The 16,347-nt window shown below is 61.7% G+C and carries 11 protein-coding genes; 8 read left to right on the forward strand and 3 right to left on the reverse strand.

All coding sequences use genetic code 11. The features are described from left to right. Window positions 1-186 precede the first annotated feature (186 nt). The 6 genes from BT125_RS03960 (at window position 187) to BT125_RS03985 (ending at window position 6,570) form a co-directional block, all read left to right on the forward strand. Window positions 187-2,082, forward strand: a complete 1,896-nt coding sequence (locus BT125_RS03960) for a hypothetical protein (RefSeq protein ID WP_072405389.1) — start codon at window positions 187-189, stop codon at window positions 2,080-2,082. After that, window positions 2,079-2,768, forward strand: coding sequence for a GNAT family N-acetyltransferase (locus tag BT125_RS03965; RefSeq protein ID WP_072405265.1), 690 nt, complete (start codon window positions 2,079-2,081; stop codon window positions 2,766-2,768). Before BT125_RS03960 ends, BT125_RS03965 begins: the two co-directional genes overlap by 4 nt. Before the next feature lie 82 nt (window positions 2,769-2,850). Beyond that, window positions 2,851-3,540 (forward strand): N-acetyltransferase, encoded by a 690-nt coding sequence (locus BT125_RS03970; protein WP_072405266.1) that lies wholly within the window; start codon window positions 2,851-2,853, stop codon window positions 3,538-3,540. Between the two features lie 5 nt (window positions 3,541-3,545). Further along, on the forward strand, window positions 3,546-4,724 hold the full coding sequence (locus BT125_RS03975) for a GNAT family N-acetyltransferase (protein WP_072405267.1): 1,179 nt from the start codon (window positions 3,546-3,548) through the stop codon (window positions 4,722-4,724). Further along, complete coding sequence (locus BT125_RS03980; RefSeq protein ID WP_072405268.1) at window positions 4,696-5,487, forward strand: ChbG/HpnK family deacetylase; 792 nt, start codon at window positions 4,696-4,698, stop codon at window positions 5,485-5,487. Before BT125_RS03975 ends, BT125_RS03980 begins: the two co-directional genes overlap by 29 nt. Window positions 5,488-5,631: 144 nt before the next feature. Beyond that, window positions 5,632-6,570, forward strand: a complete 939-nt coding sequence (locus BT125_RS03985) for an alpha/beta hydrolase (protein WP_072405390.1) — start codon at window positions 5,632-5,634, stop codon at window positions 6,568-6,570. A gap of 169 nt (window positions 6,571-6,739) precedes the next feature. Here BT125_RS03985 and BT125_RS03990 read toward each other — a convergent pair whose 3' ends face one another. Further along, on the reverse strand, window positions 6,740-7,453 hold the full coding sequence (locus BT125_RS03990; protein WP_072405269.1) for a FadR/GntR family transcriptional regulator: 714 nt from the start codon (window positions 7,451-7,453) through the stop codon (window positions 6,740-6,742). A gap of 335 nt (window positions 7,454-7,788) precedes the next feature. Between BT125_RS03990 and BT125_RS03995 the strand changes: the two genes are divergently transcribed. After that, window positions 7,789-9,135 carry an MFS transporter gene (locus BT125_RS03995; RefSeq protein WP_072405270.1) on the forward strand — a complete coding sequence of 449 codons (1,347 nt, stop codon included), beginning with the start codon at window positions 7,789-7,791 and terminating at the stop codon, window positions 9,133-9,135. Between the two features lie 28 nt (window positions 9,136-9,163). Next, a complete protein-coding gene (gene gudD, locus BT125_RS04000; RefSeq protein ID WP_072405271.1) occupies window positions 9,164-10,507 on the forward strand; it encodes a glucarate dehydratase in 1,344 nt (447 codons plus the stop codon). Between the two features lie 182 nt (window positions 10,508-10,689). Here the strand turns inward: gudD and glgB are convergent, their stop codons facing one another. Both glgB and treS read right to left on the reverse strand, forming a co-directional pair. Further along, entirely contained in the window at window positions 10,690-12,924 is a 2,235-nt protein-coding gene (gene glgB / locus BT125_RS04005) for a 1,4-alpha-glucan branching protein GlgB (protein WP_072405272.1), read from the reverse strand. Window positions 12,925-12,935: 11 nt separating this feature from the next. Then, window positions 12,936-16,280 (reverse strand): maltose alpha-D-glucosyltransferase, encoded by a 3,345-nt coding sequence (treS, locus tag BT125_RS04010; RefSeq protein ID WP_072405273.1) that lies wholly within the window; start codon window positions 16,278-16,280, stop codon window positions 12,936-12,938. Window positions 16,281-16,347: the final 67 nt, after the last annotated feature.

A 16,347-nucleotide genomic window follows, 5' to 3' on the forward strand; every position in this document is an offset into this window, starting at 1 on the left:
AGCAAGCTCGCTTCCACAGGGTGCGGGGTTGTCCTTGTGAAGGCGGTGGCTCAGCTTGCATCCAGGGTGAATGTGCCGCCCTCTGTGGGAGCGAGCTTGCTCGCGACGGGGCCGGCGCGGTGGCGGAGGAAGGTGGCTGCCGGCCTGTACCTCTGGGGCCTGGCCTTCTTGGCCCATGGCGCGGCCATGCAATGGACCGGCATCCGCGATGGCAGCCTGTACCTGCAGACCGACCGCCCGGACTACGTGACCGTGCGCTGGGTACCCGCCTGGCAGGCCGACGCCAACACAGAACACCTGTACCTGCTCGACGGCCAAGGGCGCCTGGTGGGTGAACGCCTGATCAAGGCCGTCCAGGAACGTGGCGAGCAGCAGTGGCCTTTGCTGCCAGGGGCCGCCAGCTATCGCCTGGAAATTCCCGGCTACAGTTTCCGCCGCTACACCGTCGAACACGACGCCCATACCCGGGCGCTGTTCGCCCCGGCCAAGGTGCATTTCAATGCCGAAACCCACGACGGCGATGAGTTGTATTTCAAGGTTGCCCCTGGCGAACAGGCCATGCTGGCGGGCAAGTTCCACGGCGGCGTGCGCAGCCTGCAAGCCCGGCGCGTCGCCGATGGCAAACAGGTGCAGTTGAACCTCAAGCCGTATCCGGCCTATGGGCAGTTCGATCAAGTGGCATTGCCCGTCGCCAATGTCGAGCAAACCTGGCGCCTGCAATTGCAGGGCAACGGCAAGGCGGCATTCTGGCTGGATGGCACGGCGAACCTGTTCGCCCAAGACCCAGGGCATTTGCAACCGCTGCGCCAGGACCCGGGGCAGGTGCGTCTGAAACTCTATGACGACGTCCTGGGGACAACCCCGAAGCTGGGAGTCTACCTGCCCTACGTCATGCCCCCGCCATCGGCCTACCCGGTGATCGAAGCCCTCAAGCCCCAGGCCGCCAGCTACTACAGCCTGGTCGACATCACCGCAGACAGGCCGGACCATGAAAATCAGTTTCGGCGCCTGTACCAGGACCGCTTCGGCATCACCCGGGACATCACTCTGCTGGCCGGTAGCGCGCGCAAGGCCGACCTGCGGGCCGACCGCGTCAGCAACAACGGTTTGCAAGCCTGGCTCATGGCGACCCGCGCCTTGGGCGGCAAAGGCATCCACTACCTCAGTTTCGCCGATGAGCCGAACCTCAACTACCCGGATTTCGCCAGCTACCAGCAGGTGTTCGAGAGCATGGCCAATCAGGTTCGCGCCATCCCCGCCAATGCCCGTGCCGGGGTGCGCATTGCCATACCGGCCAGCTCCCGGTTCACCAATGGTCCTTTGGCGGAAAACGCCGCTGAGCGGCGCGGGATCGATTGGGCGCGGCGCTTGCTGGCCAACTACGGCGACCAGATCGACGCCCTGGCCTGGCATGAATGGATGATCCGCGATCTGTTGGCGACCCGGGTTTATCGCAACAGCGTGCGCCGTGCAGCCGGCCTGGTGGGGCTGGACAGCAAGGGCCGGCCGAACAAGGCCTTGCTGCTGGACCAGACCAACATGTCCAGCGGCTCGAGCCTGAGCCCTTACGACCAGGAAACCCACTACGCCGCCCTGTGGTGGACGTCCGTGGTCATCAACGCCTCGGCCGACGGCTGGCTGGAGATGCTCAACTGGTTCATGCTCGCCGACGAACCTGAATACCCCAAAGGCATGGTGCGAGTGCTGGACAGCCAGCGCTTCGAACTCAAGCCGGTGGGTCTGGCCCAACAGTTCATCCAACAGCATTGGCTCGACCTGGTGCTACGCCTGGATAACGACGCCTTCGAAGTCGACGTGCTGGCCATGGCCACCGACGCCAGGCGCAGCCTGCTGGGCGTGAACAAAAGCACGCGCCCGCAACAGGTCAGCCTGGACGGTGGGCCCTGCCCCCAGGCGAAAGCCGAACTGGTGTATTTCGGCCCCGACAACCAAAGCCGTAGCGCCCCGTTCAACTGCGAGGCCGGGCAGATCCGTTTTCTCCTGCCAGGAGAAACCGTGTTTGCGCTGGGCTGGAGCGCCCTCTCTTTCCCCCAACCCGCCACCCGTCAGGAGGCACCATGAGCGTTCTGCAAGCATTACGTGATGGCATTCAGAAAAAAGGCCTGCGCGCCGTCCTCAAACAGCTGTTCAGGCGCTACGTGTTTTTCCACACCCGACTGGTGTGGCTGGAGCACGATGTGCGAACCCCACTCCCCCCGCATAACCTCAAGCCCTACCCGCCGATGCGCCTGGAGTTCATCACGGTCGACAATGCCGACGCGTTTGCCCGGCACTTCGGCAACCGCGTCCAAACCATGCGCGAGCTGGCGACCGAAGGCTACACAGGCTTGATGTACCTGGATGCTCAGGGCGACACCGTGGGTTTCGCCTGGGGCAGCACACGGGACTACTTCGACCGGCATTTCTATCGCTGCAACTTCCCGATCAAGCCTGGTGAGTACTTTCAGTTCGGTGGCGAGATGATCCGCGCCTACTGGGGCTCCAGTATGTCGGCGGACATGCAGGTGCAAATGTGGAAAATCATGGCGGACAAAGGTTGCGACACAATGGTCGATGTCTGCGATTTGCAAAACACCCCGGCGATCAAGATGCACCTGCGCATGGGCTTCCAGGAACGCGGCAAGATCACCCACGTGTATCGCCTGTTCGGTCGCTGGCGGTTTTTCCGCGACACCTTCTACCGCGGCTCGGTACTGGACGCCTTCCGTAAACCGGCGCCACCGCTTGCATCGACTGCGCCGGCCTGATGTCCATGGCGCTCTAACCACCCCATCGCGAGCAAGCTCGCGATGGGATCTTTTCCCAACCCGCCCCTCGCCAGGAGGCACCATGAACATTCTGCAGAAATTGCGTGATCGAATTCGGAAAAAAGGGCTGCGCACTGTTCTAAATCAGCTGTGCAAACACTACGTGTACTTCCACGAACAACTGGTGTGGATGGAGCGCGATCTGGTCAGCCCGATACCGCCCAATAACCTCAGGCCCTATACGCCGTTGCGCCGGGAACGCATCACCATCAGCAATGCCGATGCCTTCGCCACCTACTTTGGCGACCGCGTCGAGACCATGCGCGAACTGGCTGCCGAAGGCTACGCCGGGCTCATGTACCTGGACGACAAGGGCGACACCGTCGCTTTCATCTGGGGCAGTACACGGGACTATTTCGACCGCCATTTCTTTCGCTGCTGGTTTCCGGTGAAACCGGGCGAGTTCTTCGAGTTCGGCGGTGAGCTGTACCGCGCTTACTGGGGGACCCAATTATCGGTGGATATACAGCTGGATCTGTGGAAAGCCATGGCCAAGCAAGGTTGCGACAAAGTGGTCGATGTCTTCGAGCTGCGCAACATTCCAGCCGTCAAGCTACACCTGCGCATGGACTATCAGGAGCGCGGCCAGATCACCCATATGTATTGCTTGTTCGGCCGCTGGCGGTTCTTCCGTGACACGTTTTATACCGGCTCGGTCCTGGACTCTTTTCGTAAACCGGCCAAGCCGGTTGCATCCACAGCGGCGGCCTGACGTCCATGACAATCCGGTTCCAATGGTGTCGCTCCCTGGGCGCGGAGGACTTTCCTGTATCAGCTTATGAACAGCTGCGAACCCAGGTGGCCGACGCAACCCCGTTCAATACCCTGGCCTGGCTGCAAGCGGCGGAATTTGCCCTGTTGCCTGATCAGCAATTGCATGTGTTACTGGGCTGGCAGGACCAGGACTTGTCGCTATGCCTGCCCCTGGTTTCGGGATATGAGCGTATCGGCGGACTGCGGTTCCGGGTGTTGCATCACTTGGGTTACCCCTTGGCCGACCGCATCGCCCTGCTGGCGCGCCTGGACACCGAAGGTATGGGCCAGGCGCTGATGCAGATCCGTCAGCAACTGCCCCACGCGATGTTGCAACTCAATGAAGTGGTGGAGCCGGTCGGCGAGCAAAGTGTCTTGAGTGCCTGGATGGCAATGAGCTCGACCGGAGAGCGACGACTCAGTTGCCGGGTTCCGGTGCACCTGATCAGCGAAAGCGACCATCAGGAAATCTCTGGCGATCCACGCTACAAGTTGCGCCGGGCGCGCAAGCGGATCGCCGCTTGCGGTGCCGAAATCCGCCGTGTGACACCGGACGCCATCAGCATGGGGCAGCTGTTGCGAGCCCTGGCCGACGTCGAGGCCGCCAGTTGGAAAGGCGAGGAAGGTGTCGGCATCTTCGCCGACCCCAGGCGCCGGCAATGGATGAACCATGCCTTCACCGCCCTCGCCGCCCAAGGCCTGGTACGGGTGGTGATGCTGGAGCTGAACGGTGAATGCATCAGCTATCGCCTCGGCCTGCTGGACCAAGGCCGATTGTATGACTACAACCTCGCATTCCTGCCGCAGCACGCTGACCTGGGCAGCGGCCGGGTATTACTCGAAGAGTGGATTCGCTGGGGGCTGGACGAAAACTGGCGTTGGATCGATGCGTCACGGGTCAGTCTCGACAATTCCAGCCATCAATTGCACGAACGCATGACCGGACAACTGGAGCACTGGCGTTGGAGTTTTTATTCCTGGCAACTCGGTGGCCTGATCCTCGGGCTCGCCCTGCGACTCTGGAAAAGTCTTAAACCCTGGCTTCGTAAACACCCTCGCCAAAAAAACACGGCAACGGATTCATCCTCTACCCCCAAGGAACAGAAGATCTCACATGCCCCGCCAAGTGATCATCAACGCTGACGACTTCGGGTTGAGCCGCAGCGAAAACACGACAATCGTTCGAGCCTTCGAAGCAGGGCTGATCAGTTCCGCCACCATCATGGCCAATACGCCGGGCTTCGAACAGGCATGTATATTGGCCCAACAGCCCCGGCTCAAGGGACGCATCGGCCTGCATATCAATCTCAGCCATGGGCAGCCGTTGAGCCAGGCCATACAGTCGCGCCCGGCGTTTTGCGATGTGGACGGCCAGTTCAACTTCGGACTGTCACGTTATTGCCTGCACCTGGGCTCAAAGGACCTCGCCGCCATACAGGACGAACTCCAGGCACAATGGCAACGCTGCCTGGACCACGGATTGCGCCCAAGCCATCTCGACTCCCATCAACACGTACATAACATCTGGCCCATCGGAGCATTGGTGGCGCGCTTCGCTGCGCGGCAAGATGTGCCCATTCGCCTGACGCGCAACCTGGGCGCCAACCTGAATGTCCCCAAGCGAATCTTCAAGACCTTACTCAATCGCCGCCTGCGTCGCCTATGCGGCGCGACGGCCGACTATGTCTGCACGCCAGCCGACTTGCAGCACGCCGCCGCACCGGATCATGGTTTGCTGGAAGTGATTGTTCATCCCATGCAACTGAATGGGGATTTCGGCGACACCTACCTGGCACCTGGCTGCTCATTGACCCAGGTGCTGCATCAGCGCCTGGCGGGGGTGCCAAAGGTGGGGTATGGCAACACTGAGCGGACGGTTGAACTGGTTGAGCTTGAGAAGGCGTAATCCCCCCTGTCATGGAGGCTTGATCGTGGGGGATTTTCTAACGTCGAAAAGCGCACTTCAGACGAATGACAGTCGCAAATCCCTGCGCCGCTTTCGGAGAATCTGCTACAAGGCATCTTCGGTTTCGACTAGCGAATGGCATCGATGTCTTCACTCTTACTTTCTGGCCTGAAACGCCGCTGGTTGGTCTGGCTGTGCATGATCGCATTGGTGGTCGGCCTGCCGGTGGGCTGCGCTGTGTTGCAGCATAAGGAGCGGGAACTGGTCTTTCGCATCGAGCCGGGGACGGCGAGCTGGTTCAGTGGGCTGCCCAGCGGCGTGCAGGAGTTCGACCTCAAGCCAAAAAGCTTCAAGGCCGGGGAAAACATCCACGGCTGGTGGTGGCCGGCCGAACGCAAGAACGCGCCGGCCATCCTGTATTTACATGGTGTACGCTGGAATTTGACCGGCCAGTTGTTTCGTATCCAACAACTGCGGGCGCTGGGCTATTCGGTGCTGGCCATCGACTACCGGGGCTTTGGCAAAAGCCATGGAGAGCTGCCATCGGAAGCGAGTGTCTATGAAGATGCGCGCATCGCCTGGGAGCGTCTCGAAGTGCTGCAACCGGACCCAGGCCTGCGGCTGATCTATGGTCACTCCCTGGGCGGCGCCGTCGCGGTGGACCTCGCTGCGCAGCTCGGGCAGAAGGCGGCGAAGGATGGCAAAGCCCAGGCCCGGGGCCTGGTGATCGAATCCACGTTCACCTCCCTGGGCGATGTCGCCACCTCGATGGCGAATACATCCCTGCCGGTGCGCTGGTTGCTGTCGCAGAAGTTCGACTCCATCGACAAGATCGGTGAGATCAACATGCCGCTGCTGATTGTCCATGGCGCCGCCGACCGCTACGTGCCGCCACACTTCAGTGAGCAACTGTTCAACGCCGCCCGGGAACCCAAGCGTCTGCTGCTGGTACCCGGGGGAACACATAACAACAGCATGAGCCTGGCGGGCAAAAACTACCGGCAGGCGTTGGATGCCCTGATGAAAAGCACCCCCACCCCCATGGCCGGAAACGCCACCACCGGTCCGGCCAAAGCGGGCTGAGCCACGGAAATATCCACGTCCCTCTTGTGAGAAGCGGTGGGTCAGTTATGGAAATGTTGGGTGTGCCGCCGCCATCGCGAGCAAGCTCGCTCCCACAGTTGAGAACACCTCGAAAAAATGTGGGAGCGAGCTTGCTCGCGATAGCGGAGGATCAGGCGACGATGAACCGTCAGGGTCCCGCGCCAAACCGGTCACGGCTGTTGGTCAGGTGCAGCCACATGGCGGCGCGGGCGGCGTCCGGGTCCTGGCGCTTGATCGCGTTGAAGATCGCCTCGTGCTCAAGGTTGGCCAACTGCGCCAGCTTGCTTAGATCGGCCTGGCCGCGCTCGGCCACGTTCACGCGGGTCCTGGGAATCATCGCACTGCCCAGGTGCTGCATGATTTCGACAAAGCAGGCGTTGTCGGTGGCTTCGGCGATGAGCAGATGGAAACGCCGGTCGGCTTCGACACAGCTGTCGTTGTTGTTGGACAACCGCTGATAGTCATCCAGCGCCTGGCGCATCTGCTGCAACTGGTGGTCGCTGCGGCGCTGGGCCGCCAAGGCGACGGCCTGGGTCTCCAGGCCCAGGCGCAGTTCCAGGATCGCCCGCACTCCCGCGGCGGTGTCGACATTCAGGCGCAACCCTGGCTCGCCGGTTTGCGCCAGCACGAAGGTGCCGATGCCATGGCGGGTCTCTACCAGCCCCGAAGCCTGCAACTTGGAAATCGCCTCGCGCACCACCGTCCGGCTGACGCCATGGGCCTGCACGATGGCACCTTCCGACGGCAGCTTCTCACCCGGTTTCAACTGCCCCAGCAAAATGCTCTGGCTCAGCTTCGTCACCAGGTCGTGGGCCAGGTTGTGGGTACGCTTGCGCAGGGGCGCGTCGGTATCTTGCGGCATCGCCGGGGTTCCTTGAATACAGGCTGACTGATCGTATCACCAGCGGGCGTCGGAAATCTCATCATCAAGCCATCAACTTGTATGACAACACTCAAGATCAGCCCATCTCAGCAAAGATAGCCGGTTCAAAAAACGGCTTCGCGCAAGCCGGACAGACGCTGGATAAAATCGTAATCACGGATAAAGCCCAACAAATACGGCATAAAAACGCCTCTCACCTAATCCAATGATGCTGAAAAACTGCTTGTCATCCAAAAAAATCAAGTTGTATGATGTCTATCAACATCGGCACTTGCACGATGCCCGCATAAAAATAACGAGTGGGAGAAAAACCAGTGAACACATCCAGCCTCAAGGCGAATGCCGGCGCGGATCCGGTGCTGCTGTCGGCTATCGCCAAGGTCAAGCGCCACATCCTGCCGCTGTTCGTCATCATGTTTATCGTCAACTACATCGACCGCGTGAACATCGGCTTCGTGCGTGCCCACATGGAGCACGACCTGGGTATCGGTGCTGCGGCCTATGGCTTTGGTGCCGGTCTGTTCTTCATCGGCTACGCGCTGTTCGAAGTACCGTCCAACATCTTGCTGCAACGAATCGGCGCCCGCATCTGGCTGACCCGCATCATGCTCACCTGGGGCCTGGTGGCGGCGGCCATGGCCTTCATCCAGAACGAAACCCACTTCTACATCCTGCGCTTTTTGCTGGGCGTGGCCGAAGCCGGGTTCTTCCCTGGGGTGATCTACTATTTCACCCGCTGGCTGCCCGGCGTCGAGCGTGGCAAAGCCATCGCCATCTTCCTCAGCGGTTCGGCCATTGCGTCGCTGATCTCCGGCCCGCTGTCGGGGCTGCTGCTGCAAATCAACGGCCTGGGCATGCACGGCTGGCAGTGGATGTACTTCATCGAAGGGATGTTTTCCGTCTGCCTGTGTGTCTTCGTCTGGTTCTGGCTGGACTCCAAGCCCCATGACGCCAAATGGCTGAGCCGTGAAGAACAGGATGTGCTGGTCAAGGCCATCGACGATGAACAGCGGGCGCGGGAAGCCGCCTCGCCGATCAAACTGTCCATCGGCCAGTTGCTCAAGGACCGCCAGATCATCCTGTTTTGCCTGATCTACTTCTTCATTCAATTGACGATCTATGCCGCCACGTTCTGGCTGCCGAGCATCATCAAGAAAATGGGCGAACTGAGCGACATTCAGGTCGGGCTGTTCAATTCGATCCCGTGGTTGCTGTCGATCGTCGGCATGTACGCCTTCGCCTCGCTGTCGGCCAAGTGGAAATTCCAGCAGGCCTGGGTCGCCACCGCCCTGTTGATCGCGGCGGCGGGGATGTTCATGTCCACCACAGGCGGACCGATTTTCGCCTTCGTCGCCATCTGCTTCGCGGCCCTGGGCTTCAAATCGGCGTCGTCGTTGTTCTGGCCCATTCCCCAGGCTTACCTGGACGCGCGGATCGCCGCCGGGGTGATTGCCTTGATCAATTCGGTGGGCAACCTCGGCGGGTTCGTCGCCCCGACCACGTTCGGCCTGCTGGAAGAGCACACCGGCTCCATCCAGGGCGGCCTCTATGGCCTGGCGGCCACCTCGATCATTGCCGCGATCATCGTGTTTGCCGCACGCAACACGCCCAAGCCCAAAGCCGTGACGACGCCGGTCGATCCGGCTGCCAGCCACGTCTGATCATTCGATTGTCCAAGGATTAGTACAGATGAGCCTTCCAGAAACCAGCAAAGCCCCGATCATCACCAGCATGCAGGTCGTGCCCGTGGCCGGCCATGACGGCATGCTGCTGAACCTCAGCGGCGCCCATGGCCCGTTCTTCACTCGCAACATCGTCATTCTCAAGGACAACGCCGGCCACACCGGCGTCGGCGAAGTGCCCGGCGGCGAGCGCATTCGCCAGACCCTCGAGGACGCCCGCTCGCTAGTGGTCGGCAGCCCCATCGGCACGTACCAGAAGATCCTCAACACGGTGCGCCACGCCTTCGCCGACCGCGATGCCGGCGGCCGTGGCCTGCAGACCTTCGACCTGCGCATCACCATCCACGCGGTCACTGGCCTGGAAGCGGCGTTGCTGGATCTACTCGGCCAACACCTGGACGTACCGGTCGCCGCCCTGCTCGGCGAAGGCCAGCAGCGCGACGAAGTGAAGATGCTCGGCTATTTGTTTTATGTCGGTGATCGCCAGCAGACCGACCTGGCCTATCGCAGCGAACCGGATGCCGACAACGACTGGTTCCGCGTGCGCCACGAAAAGGCCCTGGACGCCGACGCCGTGGTCCGCCTGGCCGAAGCGGCCCAGGCCCGCTATGGCTTCCAGGACTTCAAGCTCAAGGGCGGCGTGCTCCAAGGCGACGCAGAAATCGAAGCGGTCACGGCCCTGGCCGAACGCTTTCCCCAGGCCCGCATCACCCTGGACCCGAACGGCGCCTGGTCACTCAAGGAAGCGATCCGTTTGTGCCGCGACCAACACAACGTGCTGGCCTATGCCGAAGACCCTTGCGGTGCCGAGAACGGCTATTCGGGGCGCGAGGTCATGGCCGAGTTCCGCCGCGCCACGGGCCTCAAGACGGCGACCAACATGATCGCCACCGACTGGCGCGAGATGGGCCACGCCATCACCTTGCAGTCCGTGGACATTCCCCTGGCCGACCCGCACTTCTGGACCATGCAGGGTTCCGTGCGGGTAGCGCAGATGTGCAATGAGTGGGGCCTGACCTGGGGCTCGCACTCCAACAACCACTTCGACATTTCCCTGGCAATGTTCACCCACGTGGCCGCCGCGGCACCGGGCGACATCACCGCCATCGACACCCACTGGATCTGGCAGGACGGCCAGCGCCTGACCAAGGCGCCCTTGCAGATACAGGGTGGCTGCGTACAGGTGCCGAAAAAACCGGGGTTGGGGATCGAGCTGGACCTCGACCAACTGGCCAAGGCCCATGAGTTGTACAAAGGCATGGGCCTGGGGGCGCGGGACGATGCGGTGGCGATGCAGTTCCTGATTCCGGGCTGGACGTTCAATAACAAGCAGCCGTGCCTGGTTCGCTGAAGGAATCACAAAACTCCTTCCGGTGAGCACATCCATGTGGGAGCGGGCTTGCTCGCGAAAGCGGTCTGACCGTCAACATCTATGCTGACTGTCAGGCCCTTTTCGCGAGCAAGCCCGCTCCCACATTGGAACTGTGGTGATCTTTGATTCTATGACCGCCACAGTTGTCCTTTATGTAGAACCTAACCCTCCGGCCGCATGATCAACACCGCCAACGGCGGCAGGTTCAGTTCCAGCGACAGGGCCTGGCCATGGCTGGGCACTTCTTCGGTGGAGGCGCCGCCGCCGTTGCCGTAGTTGGAACCGGCGTAGGTGTCGGCGTCGCTGTTGAGCAACTCCACCCAACGCCCGGCGAACGGCACGCCGACCCGGTAGGCCTCACGCGGCACCGGGGTGAAGTTGGCGACTACCAGCACCGGCTTGCCCTCCTTGCTCCAGCGCAGCCAGGCGTAGACGCTGTTCACCGCATCGTCGCCAATCAGCCACTGGAAGCCCTGCGGCGCGTCATCCTGGTCATGCAGCGCCGGCTCTTCGCGGTACAGCCGGTTCAGATCGCTCACCAGTTTCTGCACGCCCCGGTGCTCAGGGTATTGCAGCAGGTACCAATCCAACTGCTGGTCGTGGTTCCACTCCCGCCATTGGCCGAACTCACACCCCATGAACAACAGCTTCTTGCCGGGATGGCCCCACATGAAGCTGAGGTAGGCCCTCAGGTTGGCGAATTTCTGCCAGCGGTCACCGGGCATCTTGTCGATCAGCGAGCGTTTGCCATGGACCACTTCGTCGTGGGAAATCGGCAGTACAAAGCGTTCGGACCAGGCATACACCAGACCGAAGCTCAGTTCGTTGTGGTGATGGGCGCGGTACACCGGATCTTGCTGGATGTAGTGCAGCGAATCGTGCATCCAGCCCATGTTCCACTTGTAGGCAAAACCCAGGCCGCCCTGCTGGGTACTCTGGCTGACCCCCGGCCACGCGGTGGACTCTTCGGCGATGACCAGCGCGCCGGGAGTTTCCAGCGCCACCACATCGTTGAGGTGCCGCAGGAAATCGATGGCCTCGAGGTTTTCCCGACCGCCGTGACGGTTGGGCACCCACTCGCCGGCCTTGCGCGAATAGTCGCGGTACAACATCGAGGCCACGGCATCCACCCGCAGGCCGTCGACGTGGAAATGCTTGAGCCAGTGCAACGCCGAAGCCAGCATGAAGCCGTGCACTTCGGTGCGGCCCAGGTTGTAGATCAGCGTGTCCCAATCCTGGTGGAAACCCTCCAGCGGGTTGCCGTATTCGTACAGCGCGGTACCATCGAACTGGGCCAGGCCGTGGGTATCGGTGGGGAAATGCGCCGGCACCCAGTCGAGGATGACGCCGATATCGGCCTGGTGGCAGGCGTTGACGAACGCGGCGAAATCGTCGGGCGATCCGAAGCGTGCCGTTGGCGCGAATTGCGACAGCGGCTGATAGCCCCAGGAGCCGCCGAACGGGTGTTCCATGATCGGCATCAGCTCGATGTGAGTGAAACCCAAATCCTTGACATAGGGAATCAGCCGCTCGGCCATTTCATGCCAGTTGTATTGCCGGGCCACCTCGCCCGCCTCGTCGATTTCGCACTGCCAAGAGCCGGCGTGCAACTCATAGATCGACAATGGCGCGCCCGGTAGCTGGCGTTCGCGACGACTCTGCATCCACTCGTCGTCCTGCCACTCGATCTTCAAGGGCGAAGCGACTTTCGAGGCGGTGTCCGGTGGCATTTGCGTGGCCAGCGCCACCGGGTCGGCCTTGAGGGGCAGAATGCCGTGGGCGCCGAGGATTTCATATTTGTAACCTTCACCGGGGCCAAGCCTCGGGATGAAGATCTCCCACACGCCGGATGGATAACGGATGCGCATCGGATGCCGACGTCCGTCCCAGACGTTGAAATCCCCTACTACCGAAACCCGTCGTGCATTCGGCGCCCACACGGCGAAGCGCACGCCCTGGACACCGTCGACGGTGGTCAGCTGTGCACCGAGGCAGGAACTAAGGTCGCGGTGATTGCCCTCGGCGAACAGGTAAAGGTCCATCTCCCCCAGCAGTGGGCCGAAGCTGTAAGGGTCTTCGGCAACCTGCTCGCCGCCGGCCCAACGGGTGCGCAGCAAGTACGCTTGGGCGCGATCGAAATGGCCGGCGAACAATCCCGGGGTTTCGGTGGGTTGCAGTTCCCCCAACTCATCGCCGCCCTCCCGGGCCAGCACATGCACGCTCAGCGCGCCAGGCAGGTAGGCGCGGATGAACTGACCGCCAGCACCGTCGCCATGTGGCCCCAGGATGGAAAACGGATCGTGATGTTCGGCGCGCACCAGCGCGTCGATGTCATGGGGGGCCGGCAGCAAGGATTCCTTGACCTGGCCCTGGGGTTCTTTATTCGAGACGCTCATGATTCTCTCCACTAAATCGGTCCGGCTAAGTCGGAAAAGGGTTGCAGCCCACTCAACAACCCGACCAGACCGTGCAACGGCACGGGCAGCCAGGCGGGGCGATTCTCGGCTTCATAGGCCACTTCATAGGCCGCCTTCTCCAGGCCGAACAACGCCAGCGCGGCGTCTTCGCCTTCAGCATCCTTCCACTCATGGGCAAGACTAGCTGCCGCCAGCCGATATGCCTCGACAAATGCCTGGCGGGCTTCTTTCAAATAACGCTCGGCAACCCGTTGCCGCGCCGCATCGGCATCGGCCGTGCTGTCGACGGTATGCAAGTGGATCGCCATGGCCGCCGCATAATCGAAGGAACGCAACACGCCGCTGACGTCCTTGTAGGGGCTGTGCTTGCCCCGTCGTTCATGCAATGGCCGCGCCGGCTCACCTTCGAAGTCGATCAGGTAGGCGTCGCCCTTGATCACCAATACTTGCCCCAGATGCAGGTCGCCATGGACGCGGATACGCAAGCCACCGACGGCCTTGCCGGCCAACGTCTGGACATGGGCCAGAACGGTTTTCTTGTGCTCCAACAAGCGTGCGACCATGGCCTGGTCCGCAGGGTTCAATTGGCCTTGGTTCTGCTTGAGCAGACGCAAGGCGTTTTCCACCTGGCCGGACACGTCCTTGCCGATGGCCTGGGCTTCCTTGGCGTTGGTGGCCTGCGGCGCGAAGTCCGGATCGTCGGTGGTCTGGGCCAGCACCTGGTGCATTTCCCCCAGGCGCTGGCCGAGCATGCCGGCGAAATCCTTCAATTCACCCAGGGCGTTGTAATGCTGCTCCTGCTCGGAGACGGCGTCCGCCAACTCATCGCGCAAGGCGCGTTCGAGGTTGTTCTGGGTCCATTCCCAGGCGTCGCCCTGATTGCTCAGGTAGCCCTGGGCGATCATCAGCAAGGCATCTTCGCCTTCGGCATCGCGGCGAACCACCGAACCCAGCAACGGTGAAATATTGCTGAAACCCGCGGCGGTCAGGTAGGCGCTCATTTCCAGTTCCGGGTGTACGCCCGAGGCCACCTTGCGGATCAGCTTGAGTACCAGACTCCCCCCCACCACCACCGAACTGTTGGACTGCTCAGCGGACAGATAGCGTACTTCCGGCTCGTCTCCCAGGTTCAACGCAGCCAGGCCTTCGGTCGGTTCGAAACGCAACTCACCTTCGGCGAACGGCAGCACCGTGGCGGTCTGCATGCTGTGCAGCACGGCGCGCACGAAGCTTTCCAGGCTGAATGCATCGGTGATCAACCCCACCTGACGCACCCGACGTACCCGCGACAAGGCCAGTTGCTGCGGCAACGCCGCCCCGACCTGGTCTTCGGCGAGCAAGCCGAACGGCAATTGATAACGCAGGGTCTGGCCGCCACTGGTGACATCGATTTCACTGAGCAGCACGGGCTGCTGCGGATCGCCGAAGCGCACGCCATAGACAATGTCGACCTTCTCGATCGCACTGTCCTTGCCGGCGAACCAGCGCCGGTTCTGCAACCAGCTCGGCAGGATGGTTTGCTCCAGCGTGGTGCGCGACGGCGCTTCGAGTAATTCTTCCAGGCGTTTTTTCAGCACCAGGGTGGTGAAGTCCGGCAGGCTCTGGGCCGGCTCCACATGCCAGCTCGGCATCTGGTTTTCCGCCGCCAGGGCGAACCAATAGAAACCGTACGGCGCCAGGGTCAGCAGGAAGTTCAACTGGCCAATGGGTGGGAAAGCGTTGCCGCCGAGCATCTCCACCGGAACCATGCCGGCGTAGACCGACAAGTCCAGCTCGGCGGCCTGGGCGCTGCGGGACACGTTGGCCACGCACAGGATGATTTCGTGCTTGCCGTCGGGGCCGGTGTATTCGCGGGTGTAGGCCAGGATCCGGCGGTTGCTGGGCGAGAGCATTTTCAGCGTGCCCCGGCCAAAGGCCTTGGACTGCTTGCGCACCGCCAGCATCCGGCGGGTCCAGTTGAGCAACGAATGCGGGTCGCCGGCCTGGGTCTCGACGTTGACCGACTGGTAGCCATACTGCGGGTCCATGATCGGCGGCAGTACCAGGCTGGCCGGGTCGGCGCGGGAGAAGCCGCCGTTACGGTCGATGGACCATTGCATCGGCGTACGCACGCCATCGCGGTCGCCCAGGTAGATGTTGTCGCCCATGCCGATTTCATCACCGTAGTACAGCGTCGGTGTGCCGGGCATCGACAACAGCAGGCTGTTGAGCAACTCCACGCGACGACGGTCGCGCTCCACCAGCGGCGCCAGGCGCCGACGAATGCCTAAGTTGATGCGCGCCCGACGGTCGGCTGCGTAATAGTTCCACAGGTAGTCGCGCTCCTTGTCGGTGACCATCTCCAGGGTCAGTTCATCGTGGTTGCGCAGGAAAATCGCCCACTGGCAATTGGCGGGGATCTCCGGGGTCTGGCGCAGGATGTCGGTGATGGGGAAACGATCTTCCTGGGCCAGTGCCATGTACATACGCGGCATCAACGGGAAGTGAAAAGCCATGTGGCATTCGTCACCGTTCATCCCTTGGGCGTCGACATCACCGAAGTACAACTGGGTGTCTTCCGGCCACTGATTGGCTTCGGCCAGCAGCATGCGGTCAGGATAGTTGGCGTCGATTTCGGCACGGATCAGCTTCAGGACATCATGGGTCTCGGGCAGGTTCTCGTTGTTGGTGCCGTCGCGCTCGATCAGGTACGGGATGGCGTCCAGGCGCAGGCCGTCGATGCCCATGTCCAGCCAGTAGCGCATCACCGACAACACGGCCTTGATGACCTGCGGGTTGTCGAAGTTGAGGTCGGGCTGGTGGGAGTAGAAACGGTGCCAGAAATACTGGCCCGCCACCGGGTCCCAGGTCCAGTTGGACTTTTCGGTGTCGAGGAAGATGATCCGCGTGCCATCGTACTTGTGGTCGTCATCGGACCAGACATAGAAGTCACGCGCCTTCGAACCCGGCTTGGCCTTGCGCGCGCGCTGGAACCAGGGGTGCTGGTCCGACGTGTGGTTGATGACCAGCTCGGTGATCACCCGCAGATTGCGCTTGTGGGCCTCGGCAATGAACCGACGGGCATCGGCCATAGTGCCGTAGTCGGGGCTGACGCCACGGTACTCGGCAATGTCATAACCGTCGTCTCGCCGGGGAGAAGGATAGAACGGCAGCAGCCAGATGGTGTTGACGCCCAGATCGGCAATGTAGTCGAGTTTCTCGATCAGGCCGGGGAAATCACCGATCCCGTCGTTATTAGAGTCGAAATAGGATTTAACGTGGACTTGGTAAATCACCGCATCCTTGTACCAGAGCGGATCCTTGATGAAGGTGGCAGACCGGGGTTTCTTCGCCATTTGCAACTCCTGATAATTCATTAAAGCCGCGGGACACAGGCTTGAAAGGTCTGTTATGCGGGATCTT

Source organism: Pseudomonas sp. NFACC04-2 (assembly GCF_900119265.1).
Taxonomy (GTDB): domain Bacteria; phylum Pseudomonadota; class Gammaproteobacteria; order Pseudomonadales; family Pseudomonadaceae; genus Aquipseudomonas; species Aquipseudomonas fluorescens_AA.